Consider the following 18,297-nt stretch of genomic DNA (forward strand, 5'->3'; position numbering starts at 1 on the left):
CTGCTCACGACTGCTGCTCCTTTCCGGTGTCCACGGTGTCGTTCTTGCCGAAGGTGTCGCGGACCCGGTCGGCCACGCCGCTGAGGTTGGCCTCGAAGGTGAAGCCCTGCTCGAAGCGGTAGCTGCGGTGGACGTCCACCGGGTCGATGCCGTTGATCGCGGCCTTGGCCAGCCGGATCAGCTGCCCGTCCTTGGCGGCGATCTCCCGCGCGAGTTCGAGCGCCGCGTCGAGCAGCCGCTCGCGCGGGACGACCCGCCAGACCGAGCCGTGCCGGTGCAGCTCCTCGGCGGTGACCGTGCGCGAGGTGTAGTACAGCGCCCGCATCAGCTGCTGCGGGACCAGCCGGGCCAGGTGCGTGGCCGCGCCGAGCGCGCCCCGGTCCAGCTCGGGCAGGCCGAAGGTCGCGTCCTCGGAGGCGACGATCGCGTCGGCGTTGCCGACCAGGCCGATGCCGCCGCCGAGACAGAAGCCGTGCACGGCGGCGACCACCGGCACCTCGCAGTCGTAGACGGCGGCGAAGGCCTCGTAACAGCCGCGGTTGGCGCCCAGGAGGGCGTCGTGCCCGGCCGTGCGCTGGATCTCCTTGATGTCGACGCCGGCGTTGAAGCCGCGGCCCTCCGCGGTGAGGACGACGCAGCGCACCTCGGGATCGGCCCCTGCGGCGCGGACCGCGGCGGCGAGGTCGTACCAGCCCTGGACGGGGAGGGCGTTGACCGGGGGGAAGTCGACGGTGACGACGGCGATGCCCTTGTCGCCCTTGTCCGGGGCGGAGGTGGAGACACCCATGAGCAGATCAGCTACCTTTCCACCAAACGTTTGTTAGGTGGAAGATAGCAGCGGTTCGCGCGCTGCGGGAGGTGTCCCTTGCCAGTCACCATCGATCTGTCGGGATCCGTCGCCGTCGTCACCGGCGGCACACGGGGCGTCGGCGCCGGAATCGCCCGCGCTCTGCTCGAAGCGGGCGCGGAGGTCGTGACCTGCGCGCGACGCGCCCCCGAGAAGCCCGTCGAGGCGGCCGGGCGCACGGCCCGCTTCCTCCCCGTCGACCTGCGCGACCCGGCCGCCGTCGCCGGCTTCTTCGACCGGGTGCGCGACGACCACGGAAGGCTGGACGTCCTGGTCAACAACGCGGGGGGAACCCCGTTCCGGATGCTCGACGAGGGGAGCGCCGAGCAACAGGCCCGCGTCCTCGAACTGAACCTCGTCGCCCCGCTGACCGCCTCCCTCGCCGCGTACGAGGTGATGCGCCATCAGCCCGGCGGCGGGACCATCATCATGATCGGCAGCGTCAGCGGCACCCGCCCCTCACCGGGCAGCGCGGCCTACGGAGCCGCCAAGGCGGGCCTGGACAACCTCGCCCGCTCCATGGCGGTGGAATGGGCACCGCTGGTACGGGTCAACACGCTCGTCCCCGGCATGGTGCGCACCGAACTCTCCCACCTGCACTACGGGGACGAGGACGGCATCGCCTCCGTCGGCCGCACCGTGCCCCTCGGCCGGCTCGCCGAGCCCGCCGACATCGGCGACGCCTGCGTCTTCCTCGCCTCCGACCGGGCCGCGTACATCAGCGGCGCCAGCCTGCTCGTCCACGGGGCCGGGGAACGCCCGGCCTTCCTGGACGCGGCGACGGTCAACCACTGAACCCACCCATCCCTCTTCGAAAGGCACCCACCATGACCGGACTGTGCAACGGACGCGTCGTCGTCGTCACCGGGGCGGGCCGCGGGCTCGGCCGCGCGCACGCGCTCGCCTTCGCCGCCGAGGGCGCCAAGGTCGTCGTCAACGACCTCGGCGTCGGCCTCGACGGCACCGGAGGCGGGGCGGGGCCCGCCCAGCAGGTCGTCGACGAGATCGTCGCCTCGGGCGGCGAGGCGGTCGCCCACGGCGGCGACATCGCGACGACGGACGGCGCGGCCTCACTCGTCACCACGGCGCTCGACGCCTTCGGCCGCCTCGACACCCTCGTCAACAACGCCGGCTTCCTGCGCGACCGCATGCTCGTCAACCTCGACGAGGACGACTGGGACGCCGTCATGCGCGTCCACCTCAAGGGCCACTTCCTGCCGCTGAAGCACGCGGCGGCGTACTGGCGGGCGGAGGCCAAGGCGGGCCGTACGCCCGACGCCCGCGTGATCAACACTAGCTCGGGTGCCGGCCTCCTCGGCAGCGTCGGCCAGGGCAACTACGCGGCCGCCAAGGCCGGGATCGTCGGCCTCACCCTCGTGGCCGCGGCCGAGATGTCCCGCTACGGCGTCCAGGTCAACGCGATCGCGCCGGCGGCCCGGACGCGGATGACGGAGCAGACCTTCGCGGAGACGATGGCCGCGCCGGGGGGAGACGCCTTCGACGCCATGGCCCCGGAGAACGTCTCCCCCCTCGTCGTCTGGCTGGGCTCGGCGGCCTCGGCGGGGGTCACGGGGCGTGTCTTCGAGGCGGAGGCGGGCCGGATCACGGTGATGGAGGGCTGGCGCCCGGGCCCGACGGCGGACAAGGGGGCCCGCTGGACCCCGACGGAGGCGGGCGAAACGACCCTGAAGCTCCTGGCGGCCTCGGAACCCCCGCACCCGGTGTACGGGGCCCACTGACGCCCCCGCGCCCGGCGAGACAACGCCCCCACGGACCCGGACCCGCGCCGGGCGTCGCCCCCGCCCGCGCGGGGCCCGCGCCCTCTGAGCGTCGCCCCGCCCCGTGCGGGCCCGCGCCGTGCTGGACGGCGCCCCGCCTCGCCCGTGGGCCCGCGCCTGGCTGGGCGTTGCCCACCCCCGTGTGGGCAATCGTCCCGCTGGGGCGGGACGGGTGGGCACACGGGACGGCGCCCCCGGCCGGGCCTAGGCGTTCCGCGCCTGGACCCGCACCTCAGCGGCGCCGCACGACGTGGTGCGGGTTCGGGCGCGGGAGCCTCGGGCGCCGGCAGGGCGCGGGTCCGTTGTGCCCACCCGTTCCGCCCCAGCGGAACGACTGCCCACAACGGGGGCGGCACGAGGCGCCCACAACGGGGACGGCGCCGGCCGGGCGGGTGGGCACCGCCCCAGCGGAACGATCGCCCACAACGGCGGGGCGCCGCCCACAACGGCGGGGGCGCAGCCCGCAGCGGGTGGCGGGCGCAGGCCCACGACGCGGGCCCGGCGGGACCGAGGCCCATGGCGCGGGGCCCGGTGGGGTTTCCCGCTCAGCGGGAGCGGGCGCTCCCCGGCCGCCGCGCCCCCGGCCTAGCCTCGCCGGACAGCCCCAACCGCCCGCAGGAGGGACCCGCCATGCTCACGGACCGCCAGAGACAAGAGGCGGCCGAGCTGCTCCGCTCCGCCGAACAGCACGTCGCACCGATCGCCCCGCTGACCGAGGCGTTCCCCGGCATCGACACCGAGGACGCGTACGAGATCCAGCTCCTCAACATCCGCCACCGCCTCGCGGCCGGCGCGGCGGTGCGCGGTCACAAGGTGGGCCTGTCGTCCCCGGTGATGCAGCGGATGATGGGCGTCGACGAACCGGACTACGGCCATCTGCTCCACGACATGGAGCTCCACCAGGACGTCCCGGTCCGTGCCGCCCGCTACTGCCGACCGCGCGTCGAGGTCGAGGTCGGTTTCGTCCTCGGCGACGACCTGCCGGGCGAGACCTGCACCCCGGCGGACGTCCTCGCCGCCACCGAACGCGTCGTGCCCGCCCTGGAGTTGATCGACAGCAGGATCCGCGACTGGCGGATCACCATCGCCGACACCATCGCGGACAACGCCTCCTCCGCCGGATACGTCATCGGCGAGGGCCGGGATCCCCGCGAGCTCGACCTCAAGGCGATCGACGCCCGGTTGAGCAGCGGTGGTGAGCTGCTCGCCGAGGGGCGCAGCGACGCCGTGCTCGGCGATCCGGTCCTCTCCGTCGCCTGGCTGGCCCGTACCGTCGCCCGCTTCGGCGTGCCCCTGAAGAAGGGGCACGTGGTGCTGCCCGGTTCCTGCACCCGGGCCGTCGACGTGGCGGCCGGGGGCACCTTCACCGCCGAGTTCGCCGGCCTTGGCTCCGTCTCCCTCTCGTTCATCTGAGGTGATCATGACCATCAAGACAAAGGCGACCGCCGCCATCGTCGGATCCGGCAACATCGGCACCGACCTGCTGTACAAGCTGCAGCGCTCCGCGTACGTCGAACCCCGCTGGATGATCGGCGTCGACCCCGACAGCGAGGGCCTCGCCCGCGCCGCCCGGGCCGGCCTGGAGGCCAGTCACGAAGGCGTCGACTGGCTGCTCGCCCAGGACGAGAAGCCCGACATCGTCTTCGAGGCCACCAGCGCCTACGTCCACCGGGCCAACGCCCCCCGCTACGCCGAACTCGGCATCAAGGCCGTCGACCTGACGCCGGCGGCCGTCGGCCCCGCCGTCGTACCGCCCGCCAACCTCCGCGAGCACCTGGACCAGCCGAACGTCAACATGATCACCTGCGGTGGACAGGCCACCATCCCCATGGTGTACGCGGTCTCCCGCGTCGTCCCCGTCCCGTACGCGGAGATCGTCGCCTCGGTGGCCTCCGTCTCGGCCGGCCCCGGAACCCGGGCGAACATCGACGAGTTCACCCGCACCACCTCGCGCGGCATCGAGACCATCGGCGGCGCCGAGCGCGGCAAGGCCATCATCATCCTCAACCCGGCCGAGCCGCCCGTCATCATGCGCGACACCGTCTTCTGCGCCATCCCCGAGGACGCCGACCGGGACGCCATCGCCCTCTCCGTCAAGGAGATCGCCGAGCAGGTCGCCTCGTACGTCCCCGGATACCGGCTGCGCGCCGAACCGCAGTTCGACGACCCCAGCCCTTCGAGCGGCGGGATGGCCCGCGTCGCGATCTTCCTGGAGGTGGAGGGCGCCGGCGACTACCTGCCGCCCTACGCCGGAAACCTCGACATCATGACCGCCGCCGCCACCAAGGTCGGCGAGGAGTTCGCCAAGGCGATCCTCGCCGTCGGCGCGTAAGGAGCACCCCGCATGCCCTACTCGGACACCCTCGACATCCGGATCACCGACTCCTCGCTGCGCGACGGCTCCCACGCCAAGCGCCACCAGTTCACCGCCGACGACGTACGGTCGATCGTCGCCGCCCTCGACGGCGCCGGCGTCCCGGTGATCGAGGTGACGCACGGCGACGGACTCGGCGGATCCTCGTTCAACTACGGGTTCTCCAGGACCCCCGAGCAAGAGCTGATCAAGGTCGCCGTCGAGACCGCGCGCTCGGCGAGGATCGCCTTCCTCATGCTCCCCGGACTCGGCGTCAAGGACGACATCCGGGCCGCCCACGGCAACGGCGCGAGCATCTGCCGCATCGCCACCCACTGCACCGAGGCCGACATCGCCGACCAGCACTTCGGACTCGCCCGCGAGATGGGCCTGGAGACCGTCGGCTTCCTGATGATGGCCCACTCCACGACCCCCGAGAAGCTGGCGCGCCAGGGCCGCGTCATGGCCGATGCGGGCTGCCAGTGCGTGTACGTCGTCGACTCGGCCGGCGCCATGGTCATGGACGACGTCACCGCCCGCGTCGAGGCCCTCGTCGCCGAGCTCGGCGACGACGCCCAGGTCGGCTTCCACGGCCACGAGAACCTGGCCCTCGGCACCGGCAACTCCATCGCCGCCGTCAAGGCCGGAGCCCTCCAGATCGACGGCTCCACCCGCCGGCTCGGCGCCGGAGCGGGCAACACCGCCGTCGAGGCCCTCGTCGCGGTCTGCGCCAAGATGGGCATCCGCACCGGCATCGACGTACTGAAGATCATCGACGCGGCCGAGGACGTCGTCCGCCCCGTCATGGACGACGAGTGCCGGCTCGACCGGCTCGCCCTCCTCATGGGCCACGCCGGCGTCTACTCCAGCTTCCTCAAGCACGCCTACCGGCAGGCCGAGCGCTACGGCGTCTCCGGCGCCGAGATCCTCCTGCGCGCGGGCGAACGCCGCCTGGTCGGCGGCCAGGAGGACCAGCTCATCGACATCGCCGTCGAACTCGCCGCGCAGAACTGAACCGACACACATCAGGAGGGACGAGATGACTGCTCTCAACGACGAGGTCCGGGTCATCGACGCGGGCAGGCCGCCGACGCGGTTCGCCCGGGGCTGGCACTGCCTTGGCCTCGCCGACGCCTTCAAGGACGGAAAGCCGCACGAGATCGAGGCCTTCGGCACCAAGCTGGTGGTTTTCCAGGGCCAGGACGACGGACAGCTGCACGTCCTCAACGCCTACTGTCCCCACATGGGCGGCAACCTCGCCCAGGGCACCGTCAAGGGCGACGCCGTCGCCTGTCCCTTCCACGACTGGCGCTGGTCGGGCGACGGCCGCTGCGCCGGCATCCCGTACGCCCGCCGCGTCCCGCCCCGCGCCAGGACCCGCGCCTGGATCTCGCTGGAGCGCAACAAGCAGCTCTTCGTCTGGAACGACCCCGAGGGCAACCCCCCGCCCCCCGAGGTGACCGTCCCCGAGATCGCGGGCATCCACGGCCCGGAAGCCGACCAGTGGAGCGACTGGACCTGGAAGACCCTCCGGGTCGAGGGCGCCAACTGCCGCGAGATCGTCGACAACGTCGTGGACATGGCGCACTTCTACTACGTCCACTACGCGTTCCCCGAGTACTTCAAGAACGTCTTCGACGGCCACGTCGCCACCCAGTACATGGAGAGCAGCCCCCGCGGGGACATGGAACTGGGCACCCTCAGCTCCGGCCGCCTGCGCTCCGACGCCTCCTACTTCGGCCCCTCCTACATGATCGACCACCTCTACAGCGACGTCGGCGGCGGCGCGGAGATGGAGATCGTCCTCATCAACTGCCACTACCCGATCGACGAGAACAGCTTCCTGCTCCAGTACGGGGCGATCGTGAAGCGGCTGCCCGGGATGACGGACGAGCAGGCCGCCGAGGCCGCACGGCTCACCGCCGAGGGAGCCACCGTCGGCTTCGAGCAGGACGTGGAGATCTGGCAGAACAAGACCCGGATCGACAACCCCCTGCTCACCGAGGAGGACGGCCCCGTCTACCAACTGCGGCGTTGGTACGAGCAGTTCTACGTCGACGTCGCCGACGTCAAGGACGAGATGACCCGCCGCTTCGAGTTCGAGATCGACACGCAGCGCGCCAACGCGGCATGGCGCGCCGAGGTCGAGGAGAACCTGGCGCGCCGCGCGGCGGAGACGGAAACCGGAGCCTGACATGCAAGCGGTGGAGTGCGCGGCCTGCGGCAACCAGGTCCTGTGCGAGAAGTTCAGCATCGCCCACACCTCCGTGCAGTGGACGGCCGACGCGGCCGTCGTCTGCACGGAGTTCGGCGAACGGGTCGGCCGGGGCGGGAACACCGCCCGGATGCGGACCTGCGGGGCCCTGCGGGCGAGCATCGACCGTGCGGTCGAGGACGGCACCCTGACGGTCAGCACCCTGGAGCCGGTCGGCCCGGAGTCCGGCACCCGGGAGTACGACATGGCAGGCACCGCGACCACGGAGGCCGGCGATGCCTGAGCCCACGACCAGCCCTCGCACCCACCGGTTGCGCGTCGTCGAGGTCATCGCAGAGACGGCCGACGCGCACTCCCTGGTGCTCCAGGCACCACCGGAGAGCGCGGACCGCTTCACGTACCGCCCCGGGCAGTTCCTCACCCTGAAGCTGCCCGGCGCGGATGGTCACCCCGCGGCCCGCTGCTACTCCCTCGCCAGCTCGCCCCACACCGGCGAGCCGATGAAGATCACCGTCAAGCGGGTCGCCGGCGGGTACGGCTCCAACTGGGTCTGCGACCGGCTCGCGGCAGGCGACGAGCTGGAAGTGCTGCCCCCGGCCGGCACCTTCACCCCCGACTCCCTCGACGGCGACCTGCTGCTCGTCGCCGGAGGGAGCGGCATCACCCCCGTCCTGTCGATCGCCAAATCGGCGCTGGCCGGAGGCCGGGGCCGGGTGGTGCTGCTGTACGCCAACCGCGACGAGTCCTCGGTCATCTTCCGCGACGAGCTGCGGGAGCTGACCGAGGACCACCCGGACCGGCTCCTCGTGATCCACTGGCTGGAGTCGCTCCAGGGCCTGCCCGCCGCGGAACTGCTGGCCGCCGCGCTCGCGCCGTACGCCGACCGCGAGGCCTTCGTCTGCGGCCCGCAGCCGCTCATGGACGCCGTCGAGCAGGCCCTGCGCCCGCTCGGCACGCCCGGCGACCGCATCCACCGGGAACGCTTCTTCTCGTTGAGCGCGGACGTCTTCGACGCCCCCACGGTGCCACACAGCACGGAGACCGAGGGCGCCGGCACGGCCGAGGTCGAGCTCGACGGCGAGACCCACACCGTCGCCTGGCCGGCGGCGACCCCCCTGCTCGACGTCCTCCTGGCCGCGGGCGTGGACGCCCCGTACTCCTGCCGGGAGGGCGCCTGCAGCGCCTGCACCTGCCGGGTCGTGACGGGCGAGGTCAAGATGCTCCGCAACGACGTCCTGGACGACCAGGACGTCGCCGAGGGATACGTCCTGGCCTGCCAGGCCCTCCCGCTCACCGACCGGGTCGAGATCACCTATTCCTGAGGAGGGGACCGCCATGTCCCGAACCTGTCTGGTCACCGGAGCGGCCTCCGGCATCGGCGAGGCCACCGCCGCCCTGCTGCGGAAGCAGGGTCACACCGTCATCGGCGCCGACCTCACCGAGGGCGACATCCGCGCCGACCTGTCCACGGCCGAGGGCCGGGCCGAACTCGTCGCCCGGGCCCGCGAGCTGACCGGCGGCCGTCTCGACGCCGTCGTCTCCTGCGCGGGAGTCGCCCACTTCGACCCCCTCACGATCAGGGTCAACCACTTCGGCGCCGTGGCCACGCTCGACGGTCTGCGTCCGCTCCTCGCGGCCGGCACCGATCCGCGGGCCGTGGTCGTCGGCTCCATCGACTCCGTCCACCCCACCGACCCCGCGATCGTGGACGCCGCGCTCGCCGGGGACGAGACGGCGGCGGTGGCCGCCTCGCGCGCGGCCGTCGACCGCGGCGAGGGGCACCTCGTCTACTCCTCCTCCAAGGCGGCGATCTCCCGCTGGGTCCGCCGCGCCGCACCCACCGACGCGTGGGCCGGGGCGGGCGTCCCGCTCAACGCGGTGGCCCCCGGCGTGGTCGTCACGCCCCTGACCCGGCCGATGCTCGACGACCCGGAGATGCGGGGGCTCGTGGAGCAGAGCGTGCCGATGCCGCTGCACGGACACGCCCGCCCCGAGCAGCTGGCCCCGCTGATCGCGTGGCTGGCCTCGCCCGAGAACGCCCTCGTGACCGGGCAGGTCGTCTTCGCCGACGGGGGAGCCGACGCGCTCCTGCGCGGCGACCGCACCTGGTGACGACCCGTACCAGGACACCAGGACAAGAGAACGAGGGGCACCCGCACGGGTGCCCCTCCCTGTATCCCCTTGCCGTACCCCTACCGAGGAGACGCCCGTGAATCCCCGTACGCTCGAACGCTCCGCCGTCCTCCCGGCCGCCCCCGACGCCGTGTGGGCGGTCGTCGGAGACTTCGGCGCCCTTGCCGACTGGCACCCCCACGTGCCGCCGTCCGCCCTGGAGGACGGCGGCGACCCTGCCGCCCCCGGCACCGTCCGGGTCTTCGCGGTCGACGGCGTGACCGTCGCCCGGGAGCGTCTGCTCGACCGCGACGAGGCCGCCCGCTCGTACCGCTACGCCCTCCTCGACCCCGTCATGCTCCCGGTGGACGACTACGTGGCGACGCTCGCCGTGCGTTCGCACCCCGACGGTGCCGAGGTCCGGTGGTCCGCCGCCTACCGGAGCGCGGACGACGTCGTCGCCCAGGTGGAGGCGGTCTTCGGGGACGGCACCTACGGCACAGGGCTCGCCGCCCTGCGGGCGCGCTTCACATCCACTCGCTGAACCGCAGCCAGGCCATCATGTTGTCCATCGAGGGCTGCGGCAGCGCCTCGGCGGCCCCCGCACCGGCCGACCGGTCCCGCTTCTCCGACTGCCGTCCGGGACCGAACATCGACTGCCACACCGACCGCGCGCAGCCGCGTACGGCCGGGGCGAGCCGTTCCATCTCCCGGTGGACGCCGTGGCCGCTCACCGAGATCGCGGCGATGGCCCGGCCGGCGCCGCGCAGCGGAGCGGCCACGCAGAAGACCCCGCGGTACCCCTCCTCGTGGTCGAAGGCCACGCCGCGCTCCCGCGTCATCGCCAGCTCACGCCGGAAGGACTCGGGGCGGGTGAGGGTGCGCGGGGTACGCGGCCGCAGCCCGTCCCGTATCACCTGCTCCACCGGCCCCGCGTCCCCGAAGGCCAGGATCGCCTTGCCCGAGGCCGTGCAGTACGCCGGCTGCCGCCCGCCCATGCGCGAGGGCACGACGGAGTCGTCCGAGCCGCCGATCCGCTCCAGATAGACCACCTCGGAGCCGTCGAGCACGGTGAGGTGCACCAGATGGCCGGTGGACTCGTGCAGCGCGTGCAGATGGGGCAGCGCCGCCCGCCGGAGCCGGTTGTGGTGCGAGGCCATGGCGCCGAGCTCCAGCATGCCCATGCCCAGCCGGTAGTCGCGGCCCTCGCGCTCCAGCCAGCGCAGCTGCACCAGCTGGTCGAGGATGCGGTGCGCGGAGGAGCGGCGGATGCCCGAGCGCTGCACGACCTCGGTGAGTGTCAGCCGGGGCCCCGCGCTCTCGAAGGCGCTCAGCACCTTCGCCGCCTTCTCCAGCAGGGACAGCGGCGCCATCCCGGCCTCGACAGCCTCGACAGCACTGGTCGTCATCGGCACCTCCCACACGGACAGCCCAGCCGATCGACCCCTGGCTGGGTCCGTAATCTCCGGTATTGCGTGGAGATTGCCAGAGGATGACAGCGCTGTGAAGAGGGAGTTCCGTCTCGGAACAGTAACGCGTAGGTTCCCTGTCGTCACGGCACGACGAGACCGGAATGCAAGAGGTGCGCCCATGCGCGAAGAGGACGTTCTCGCGGCGGTACGCGCCCTCGCCCCCGCCCTGCGCGAGCGCGCGACCGAGGCGGAGGAGCTGCGCCGGGTCCCCGACGCCTCCGTGAAGGAGCTGACGGAGGCCGGTTTCTTCCGGCTGCTCCAGCCAGGGGCGTACGGCGGACTCGCCGCCGACCCGGCCGTCTTCTACGCCGCCGTGCACGAGATCGCCAAGGCCTGCGGCTCGACCGGCTGGGCGGCGGCCGTCCTCGGTGTCCACCCCTGGTACGTGGCCCAGTTCGACCCGCGGGCCCAGGAGGAGGTCTGGGGCGCGGACGGATCCACCCGGATCTGCTCCTCCCACGCCCCCACCGGCGAGGTCACCACCGTCGACGGCGGCTTCCGGCTCTCCGGCCGCTGGCACTTCTCGGCCGGCTGCGACCACGCCCGGTGGGCGCTGCTCGGCGGCCTCGTCACCGACGCCGAGGGCCGGCCGGTGGACATGCTGACCTTCCTGGTGCCGTACGCCGACTACCGCGTCGACGCGGTCTGGGACACGGTCGGGCTGCGCGGCAGCGGCAGCAACGACGTCGTCGTCGAGGACGCCTTCGTCCCCGCCCACCGGGCGCTCGGCTACGGCCCGGTGACCACGCTGAGCTGCCCCGGGCAGGAGGTCCACCCGGAGCCGCTCTACCGGCTGCCGTACGCGGCCGTCTTCACCACCACCATCTCCACCGCGATGGTCGGCATCGCCGAGGGCGCCCACGAGGACCAGGTCGACGCGGCCCGCGAGCGCCTGAAGGCCCCGCAGGGCCGACGGGCCGCCGAGGACCCCTTCGCCCAGGCGCGCATCGCCCGCGCCGCCGGCGAGATCGACGCCGCCCGGCTCCAGCTCCACCGCAACATGACCGAGCTGTACGCGCTCGCGCGCGACGGCGCCCCGATCCCCAGGGAACTGCGCGCCCGCACCCGCCGCGACCAGGCCCTCGCCACCGAACGCGCCATCACGGCCGTGGACCTGCTCATGGAGAACGCCGGCCGCGGACCGCTCCACGTGGGCGACGACGTCCTCCAGCGCGCCTGGCGCGACCTGCACACCGGCCGCGGCCAGGCCGCCAACGACGTCGACCGGGCGCTCGTCCTCTACGCCCAGGACGCCCTCGGCATGGACGTCCACGACCCCATGCTCTGACCCGCGGGGAACCCTCCCGCACGAGGGTTCCCGCTCAGTGGGAGCAGCGCATTTCGCTGCCGTACGGCACGCCGTACGGTCCTGGCATTCCCCCACCACGACCCGAAAGGGGATGCCCCCATGGCCGATGACGTCCTGGCAGCGATCCGTGACCTCGCCCCCGCCCTGCGCGACCGCGCGGCCGAGGCCGAGACGCTGCGCCGGGTGCCCGACACCTCCGTCAAGGAACTGGAGGACACCGGCTTCTTCCAGCTGCTCCAGCCCAAGGCCTTCGGAGGTCGCGCGGCCGACCCGGTGGTCTTCTACTCGGCGGTCAAGGAGATCGCCAAGGCATGCGGATCGACCGGCTGGGTCGCCTCCGTGGTCGGCGTCCACCCCTGGCACGTCGCCCTGTTCGACCCCCGCGCCCAGCAGGAGGTGTGGGGCCAGGACCCCAAGACCCGCATCGCCTCCTCGTACGCCCCCACCGGCAAGGCCACCGCCGCCGACGGCGGCTTCCGGCTCTCCGGCCGGTGGCACTTCTCCTCCGGCTGCGACCACGCCCGCTGGGCGCTCCTCGGCTGCCTCGTCACCGACGGCGAGGGCAACCCGGTCGACATGCGCACCTTCCTGATCCCCAGGTCCGACTACCGCGTCGACGACGTCTGGGACACCGTCGGCCTGCGCGGCACCGGCAGCAACGACGTCGTCGTCGAGGACGTCTTCGTCCCCGACCACCGCGCCCTGAGCTTCGGCCCCGTCACCGCCCTGAGCGTGCCCGGACACGAGGTCAACCCCGAGCCGCTGTACCGGCTGCCGTACGCCGGCGTGTTCACCACCACCATCTCCACCCCGATCGTCGGCATCGCCGAGGGCGCCTTCGAGTCGTACGCCGAGGCCACCCGGCAGCGGTTCCGCGTCTCGTACGGGCAGAAGGTCGCCGAGGACCCCTTCGCGCAGGTCCGCATCGCCCGCGCCGCCAGCGACATCGACGCGAGCTGGCTGCAACTGACCCGCAACATCGGCGAGATGTACGCCCTCGCCGAGCGCGGCGAGGAGATCCCGATGGAGCTGCGCACCCGCACCCGCCGCGACCAGGTGCTCGCCACCGAACGCTCCGTCGCGGCCGTCGACCTGCTGATGGAGAACTCCGGCGGCAGCGCCATGCGCACCGGCCCCGGGCTCGTCCAGCGCGCCTGGCGCGACGCCCACACCGGCCGCGGCCACGCCGCGAACGACCCCGAGCGGGCCCTGGTCATGTACGGGCAGGCCGCGCTCGGCATCGACATCCAAGACACCATGGCCTGAGAGGCGTTGACGATGGCAGAGCTCAGCTACGAGTCGACCTCCCGCACCGTCAAGGCGGCCGGGCTCACCCTCCACTACCACGAGGCCGCACCCGCCGACCGGGCCGCCGAGGCACCCGTCGTGATCATGCTCCACGGCGGCGGGCCCGGCGCCTCCGCCTGGAGCAACTTCGGCCGCAACCTCCCCGTGTTCGCCGAGCACTTCCGCACGCTCCTCGTCGACCAGCCCTGCTTCGGCCGCTCCGACAAGCCGGAGCTCGACAAGGACTACTTCAGCTACAGCGCGGACGCCGTCGCCGCCCTCATGGACGAACTCGGCATCGAGCGGGCGCACTTCATCGGCAACTCCCTCGGCGGTGGCACCGCCGTCCGCATCGCCCTGAACCACCCGGACAAGGTCGGCAAGCTCCTCCTGATGGGCCCCGGCGGGGTCTCGGTCAACCTCTTCGCCCCCGACCCGACCGAGGGCATCAAGCGGCTCTTCGAGTTCAACTCCGCACCCGAGCCGGCCAAGGAGCAACTGCGCGCCTTCCTCGGCGTCATGGCGTACGACCAGTCGATCGTCACCGACGAGCTCGTCGAGGAACGCTGGGCCTCGGCCACCGACCCCGACACCCGGCTCGGCAGCGCCCGGATGGGCGCCTCCTTCGCCAACCCCGCCTGGGCCGAGGCCACGATGCTCTGGCGCGAGGCCCACCGCATCACCCAGCCGGTGCTGCTCACCTGGGGCCGCGAGGACCGCGTCAACCCCCTCGACGGCGCCCTCGTCGCCCTCAAGACCATCCCCGACGCGCGTCTGCACGTCTTCCCGCACTGCGGCCACTGGGCGCAGACCGAGCAGGCCGACGAGTTCAACCGCCTCGCCGTCGACTTCTTCACCCACTGACCCCGCTGAACCTTCTGAACTTTCTGACACCTTCCACAGAAGAGGTGCACACCATGGACATCCGTGCTCTCGGATACCTCCGCCTGGAGACCACCACCCTGGACGAGTGGCGCCGCTACGCGCTCGACGTCCTCGGCATGGTGGAGGCGACCGGCACCACCGAGGACACCCTCTGCCTCCGCCTGGACGACCGCGCCTACCGCATCGTCATCCAGGCCGGCGAGAGCGACCGGCTCCTCGCGGCCGGCTGGGAGGTGGCGAACTCCGCCGCACTCGCCCGCGCCGCCGAGGAGCTGGAGGCCGCCGGCGTCGCCGTCAAGGCCGCCGACCCCGCCGAACTCGCCGAGCGCCGCGTCCAGGGCCTCATCCACGTCACGGACCCCGGCGGCAACCCGCTGGAGATCTACTGGGGCCAGGCCCAGGACCACACCGCGCTCGGCACCCCGTACGGCAACCGCTTCGTCACCGGGACCCCCGCAGGGGAGGACTTCGGCCTCGGCCACGTCGTGCTCCCGGTGCCGGACATCGAGGCCGCGCTCGACTTCTACGAGAACCTGCTCGGCTTCCAGCTGCGCGACTCGATGAAGCTGCCGCCGCAGGCCGTCCCGACCGCCACCGAGCAGCGGGACTTCCACTGGATGCACTTCCTGAGCCCCAACCGCCGCCACCACAGCCTCGGCCTCTACCCCGGCGCCCTGCCCCCCGGCATCGTGCACTTCATGGTGGAGCTGGAGACCCTCGACGACGTGGGCCGCGGTCTCGACCGCATGCAGGCCGCGGGCATCCCCATCGCGTCCAGCCTCGGCCGCCACACCAACGACCGCATGGTGTCCTTCTACGCCCAGGCCCCCGGCGGCTTCCAGGTCGAGTACGGCTGGGACGGCCTCGTCGTCGACCCCGCCACCTGGGTCGCGAAGGAGATCACCGCCGACAGCTTCTGGGGCCACCGGTGGAACGGCTGATCCCGCCGTCCGAGTTCCGGGACGTCCTCGGCCGCTTCGCCAGCGGCATCACGGTCGTGGCGACGCTCGACGCCGACACCCTGGAACCGGTCGGATTCGCCTGCCAGTCCTTCGCCTCGCTCTCCCTCGACCCCCCGCTGGTCATGCTGGCCGTCGGCAAGAACTCCACCAGCTGGCCGAGGATCGAGCGGTCGGGCCGCTTCTGCGTCAACATCCTGGCCGAGGACCAGCAGGCCACCTGCGCCGCCCTCGGCCGCAGCGGCCCCGACAAGTTCGCCGGGGTGCCCTGGAGCACCGGCGAGCACGGCACCGTGCGCATCGACGGAGCCCTCGCCCACGTGGAGTGCGAGCTGGACGCCGTGTACGAGGCCGGGGACCACCACTTGGTCACGGCACAGGTGGTGGCGCTCGACGCCGGCGAGGACGGCCGGCCGCTGCTGTTCTTCCGCAGCCGCTACGCCGTGGGCGCGTTCTGATGCCCCTCGACGTCGAGAAGGCGCTCTCCGCGCCGCCGGTGCGCACCGAGGTCGGGTGGGACGAGCGCGACGTACGGCTCTACCACCTGGCGCTCGGCGCCGGCGTCCCCGAGACCGACCCGCGCGAACTGCGTTACGCGTACGAGGGACACGAGCGGGGCCTCCAGGTCCTGCCCACCTTCGGCGTCGTCGCGGGCGGCACCGGCGGTGTCGGCTTCCAGGTCTTCGACCTGCCGGGCGTCGACATCGACCTGGCGAAGGTGCTGCACGGCGGCCAGGAGATCACCGTGCACCGCCCGCTGCCCGCCGCCGCACGGGCGACCGCGGTCACCCGGGCCGTGGCCGTGCACGACAAGGGCAAGGCCGCCGTCATCGTCCAGGAGTCCACCCTCATCGGCGAGGACGACGAGCCGCTGATCACCCAGCGGAACCAGATCTTCGTCCACGGGGAGGGCGGCTTCGGCGGCGACCGCGGTCCCTCCGAGCGCCTCCCCGCACCCGACCGGGAACCCGATCTGGTGGCCGAGGTCCCGACGCTCCGTCAGCAGGCCCTGCTCTACCGGCTCACCGGGGACTGGAACCCGCTGCACGCCGACCCGGCCACCGCCCGCCGCGCGGGCCACGACCGCCCCATCCTGCACGGACTCTGCTCCTTCGGGATGGCGGTCAAGGCGGTCACCGACCGGCTGCTCGACGGCGACGCGAGCGCGGTCACCGGCTGCCGCACCCGCTTCGCCGGGGTCTTCTTCCCCGGCGAGACCCTGCGGCTGCGGGTCTGGAAGACCCCCGACGGCTACCGGCTGACGGCCACGGCCGCGGACCGCGAGGACGCGCCGGTCCTCACCGACGCGCGGATCACCGCGCGATGACCCGGCGGCCGGGGCGGAGGACGGCCCGCCCCGGCCGTCGACCCACCTGACACGACCAGGGAGAACCGCATGAACGACCAGTGGGACCACACGTACGACGTGGTGGTCGTCGGCTCCGGCGCCGCCGGCATGGCCGCGGCCATCACCGCCCGGCTGCGCGGCCTGACCGCCCTGGTGCTGGAGAAGACCGACGTCTACGGCGGCTCGACCGCCCTGTCCGGCGGCGCGATCTGGGTCCCGGACAACTTCCACCTGGACGAGGCCGGGCTCGGCGACACCCCCGAGAAGGCCCGCGCCTACCTGGACGCCACGGTCGGCGACCGGGTCACCGCCGAGCGCAAGGACGCCTACGTCACCCACGGACCGCGGATGGTACGGGAGTTCCACGATCGCACGGACGTGCGCTTCGTCTACACCCCCGGCTACTCCGACTACTACCCCGAGCGGCTCGGCGGCTACCCGCAGGGCCGCTCGATCGAACCGCAGGTCTTCGACTTCAAGAAGCTCGGCCCCGAGCAGCGCGCCACCATGCGCCGCGCCGGGCTGCCCACGTACGGCCTCACCATCACCTCCAAGGACTTCCGGCAGCTGAACATGGTGGCGCGCACCTGGGCCGGCCGCCGCACCGCGCTCAAGGTCGGTGCCCAGGCGGTCGGGGCGAAGCTCACCGGCAGGGAACCGCTCTCCCTCGGCGAGGCGCTGATCGCCCGCATGCGGCACTCGCTCGACGCCCTCGGCGCGGACCTGTGGCTCTCCGCCCCGATGACCGGCCTCGTCGAGGAGGACGGCCGGGTCACCGGCGTCCGGATCACCAGGAACGGCCGTGAGCTCACGGTCCGGGCGAAGGGCGGTGTCGTCCTCGCCTCCGGAGGCTTCTCCCACGACCAGCGGCTCCGCGAGAAGCACCTGCCGTCGCCCACCTCCACCGAGTGGAGCTCCGCCGCAGAGGGCCAGACCGGCGACGCCCTGGAGCCGGCCGCGGCCCTCGGCGCCGCCACCGACCTGATGGACAAGGTCTGGGGCGCGCCGTCGGTGGTGCCCCCCGAGGGGAAGCCGTTCTTCCTCGTCGCCGACCGCGGCGTTCCCGGCATGGTGATCGTCAACGCGGCGGGGGAGCGCTACGCCAACGAGGCCGCCCCGTACCACGAGTTCGTCGATGCCATGTACGCCAACGACAGGCCCGGGGCGAGCACCGTGCCGTCCTGGCTGATCCTCGACGCCACCTCCAGGGCCCGCTACATCTTCATGGGCCTGTTCCCGGGCCAGGCGTTCCCCAAGCCGTGGCTGGAGAGCGGCTTCATCAAGAAGGCCGCGACCGTCGAGGAGCTGGCCGCGCGCATCGACGTCGCCCCGGAGCGGCTTCGTGCCACCGTGGACCGGTTCAACGGCTTCGCCCGCGCGGGCCGTGACGAGGACTTCCACCGCGGCGACAGCGTCTACGACCGCTACTACGGCGACCCGACGCTGCCCAATCCCAACCTGGCGCCGCTCGAGAAGGGCCCGTACTACGCGATCCCCGTCCACCCGGGCGACATCGGCACCAAGGGCGGCCTGGTCACCGACGCCACGGCCCGCGTGCTGCGGGAGGACGGCAGCCCCGTCGACGGCCTGTACGCCTCCGGCAACGTCTCGTCCGCCGTCATGGGCGAGACCTACCCGGGCCCCGGCGCGACCATAGGCCCCGCCATGACCTTCAGCTGGCTCGCGGTCGACGACATCGCCCGTACGCGCTCCGCCGAGGCGCGGTGAGCGT

The 18,297-nt window shown here is 72.8% G+C and carries 19 protein-coding genes; 17 read left to right on the plus strand and 2 right to left on the minus strand.

Going from position 1 to position 18,297, the window contains the following annotated elements; all coding sequences use genetic code 11:
- Positions 1–4: 4 nt before the first annotated feature.
- Positions 5–787, minus strand: coding sequence for an enoyl-CoA hydratase family protein (locus tag SVTN_RS35830; RefSeq protein ID WP_041132816.1), 783 nt, complete (start codon positions 785–787; stop codon positions 5–7).
- Between the two features lie 78 nt (positions 788–865).
- Here SVTN_RS35830 and SVTN_RS35835 point away from each other — a divergent pair, with 78 nt between their 5' ends.
- From SVTN_RS35835 to SVTN_RS35880, 10 genes are all read left to right on the plus strand, one after another.
- On the plus strand, positions 866–1,642 hold the full coding sequence (locus SVTN_RS35835; RefSeq protein WP_041132817.1) for an SDR family oxidoreductase: 777 nt from the start codon (positions 866–868) through the stop codon (positions 1,640–1,642).
- Positions 1,643–1,674: 32 nt separating this feature from the next.
- A complete protein-coding gene (locus SVTN_RS35840) occupies positions 1,675–2,586 on the plus strand; it encodes an SDR family oxidoreductase (RefSeq protein WP_041132818.1) in 912 nt (303 codons plus the stop codon).
- A gap of 669 nt (positions 2,587–3,255) precedes the next feature.
- Positions 3,256–4,038 carry a 2-keto-4-pentenoate hydratase gene (locus SVTN_RS35845; protein WP_041132819.1) on the plus strand — a complete coding sequence of 261 codons (783 nt, stop codon included), beginning with the start codon at positions 3,256–3,258 and terminating at the stop codon, positions 4,036–4,038.
- Between the two features lie 7 nt (positions 4,039–4,045).
- Entirely contained in the window at positions 4,046–4,957 is a 912-nt protein-coding gene (locus SVTN_RS35850; protein WP_218922698.1) for an acetaldehyde dehydrogenase (acetylating), read from the plus strand.
- A gap of 12 nt (positions 4,958–4,969) precedes the next feature.
- Positions 4,970–5,992 (plus strand): 4-hydroxy-2-oxovalerate aldolase, encoded by a 1,023-nt coding sequence (gene dmpG, locus SVTN_RS35855; protein WP_041132820.1) that lies wholly within the window; start codon positions 4,970–4,972, stop codon positions 5,990–5,992.
- Between the two features lie 25 nt (positions 5,993–6,017).
- Positions 6,018–7,172, plus strand: a complete 1,155-nt coding sequence (locus tag SVTN_RS35860; RefSeq protein ID WP_041132821.1) for a 3-ketosteroid-9-alpha-monooxygenase, oxygenase component — start codon at positions 6,018–6,020, stop codon at positions 7,170–7,172.
- A 1-nt stretch (position 7,173) separates the two neighbouring features.
- Positions 7,174–7,476 carry a hypothetical protein gene (locus SVTN_RS35865; RefSeq protein ID WP_063782303.1) on the plus strand — a complete coding sequence of 101 codons (303 nt, stop codon included), beginning with the start codon at positions 7,174–7,176 and terminating at the stop codon, positions 7,474–7,476.
- Entirely contained in the window at positions 7,469–8,515 is a 1,047-nt protein-coding gene (locus SVTN_RS35870) for a ferredoxin--NADP reductase (RefSeq protein WP_052499500.1), read from the plus strand. Before SVTN_RS35865 ends, SVTN_RS35870 begins: the two co-directional genes overlap by 8 nt.
- A 13-nt stretch (positions 8,516–8,528) precedes the next feature.
- Positions 8,529–9,305, plus strand: coding sequence for an SDR family oxidoreductase (locus SVTN_RS35875; RefSeq protein ID WP_041132823.1), 777 nt, complete (start codon positions 8,529–8,531; stop codon positions 9,303–9,305).
- 97 nt (positions 9,306–9,402) lie between these two features.
- Positions 9,403–9,849 carry an SRPBCC family protein gene (locus SVTN_RS35880; protein WP_041132824.1) on the plus strand — a complete coding sequence of 149 codons (447 nt, stop codon included), beginning with the start codon at positions 9,403–9,405 and terminating at the stop codon, positions 9,847–9,849.
- Here the strand turns inward: SVTN_RS35880 and SVTN_RS35885 are convergent.
- The gene (locus SVTN_RS35885; RefSeq protein WP_041132825.1) at positions 9,833–10,714 is read right to left on the minus strand and encodes an IclR family transcriptional regulator; all 882 of its coding nucleotides are present in this window, start codon (positions 10,712–10,714) and stop codon (positions 9,833–9,835) included. The genes SVTN_RS35880 and SVTN_RS35885 overlap by 17 nt on opposite strands.
- Positions 10,715–10,895: 181 nt before the next feature.
- Here SVTN_RS35885 and hsaA (SVTN_RS35890) point away from each other — a divergent pair, with 181 nt between their 5' ends.
- The 7 genes from hsaA (SVTN_RS35890) (at position 10,896) to SVTN_RS35920 (ending at position 18,293) form a co-directional block, all read left to right on the plus strand.
- A complete protein-coding gene (gene hsaA / locus SVTN_RS35890; RefSeq protein WP_041132826.1) occupies positions 10,896–12,065 on the plus strand; it encodes a 3-hydroxy-9,10-secoandrosta-1,3,5(10)-triene-9,17-dione monooxygenase oxygenase subunit in 1,170 nt (389 codons plus the stop codon).
- Between the two features lie 120 nt (positions 12,066–12,185).
- Positions 12,186–13,352 carry a 3-hydroxy-9,10-secoandrosta-1,3,5(10)-triene-9,17-dione monooxygenase oxygenase subunit gene (gene hsaA / locus SVTN_RS35895; RefSeq protein WP_041132827.1) on the plus strand — a complete coding sequence of 389 codons (1,167 nt, stop codon included), beginning with the start codon at positions 12,186–12,188 and terminating at the stop codon, positions 13,350–13,352.
- Positions 13,353–13,364: 12 nt separating this feature from the next.
- Positions 13,365–14,237: a 4,5:9,10-diseco-3-hydroxy-5,9,17-trioxoandrosta-1(10),2-diene-4-oate hydrolase gene (gene hsaD / locus SVTN_RS35900; RefSeq protein WP_041132828.1), complete on the plus strand. Its 873-nt coding sequence runs from the start codon at positions 13,365–13,367 to the stop codon at positions 14,235–14,237.
- 53 nt (positions 14,238–14,290) lie between these two features.
- Positions 14,291–15,199: a VOC family protein gene (locus SVTN_RS35905; RefSeq protein ID WP_041132829.1), complete on the plus strand. Its 909-nt coding sequence runs from the start codon at positions 14,291–14,293 to the stop codon at positions 15,197–15,199.
- Positions 15,187–15,675 carry a flavin reductase family protein gene (locus SVTN_RS35910; RefSeq protein WP_041132830.1) on the plus strand — a complete coding sequence of 163 codons (489 nt, stop codon included), beginning with the start codon at positions 15,187–15,189 and terminating at the stop codon, positions 15,673–15,675. Before SVTN_RS35905 ends, SVTN_RS35910 begins: the two co-directional genes overlap by 13 nt.
- The gene (locus SVTN_RS35915; protein WP_041132831.1) at positions 15,675–16,544 is read left to right on the plus strand and encodes a MaoC/PaaZ C-terminal domain-containing protein; all 870 of its coding nucleotides are present in this window, start codon (positions 15,675–15,677) and stop codon (positions 16,542–16,544) included. The genes SVTN_RS35910 and SVTN_RS35915 overlap by 1 nt, the downstream gene beginning before the upstream one ends.
- A 69-nt stretch (positions 16,545–16,613) precedes the next feature.
- On the plus strand, positions 16,614–18,293 hold the full coding sequence (locus SVTN_RS35920) for an FAD-dependent oxidoreductase (RefSeq protein WP_041132832.1): 1,680 nt from the start codon (positions 16,614–16,616) through the stop codon (positions 18,291–18,293).
- The last annotated feature ends 4 nt before the right edge of the window (positions 18,294–18,297 follow it).

The organism is Streptomyces vietnamensis (assembly GCF_000830005.1).
GTDB classification, from domain to species: domain Bacteria; phylum Actinomycetota; class Actinomycetes; order Streptomycetales; family Streptomycetaceae; genus Streptomyces; species Streptomyces vietnamensis.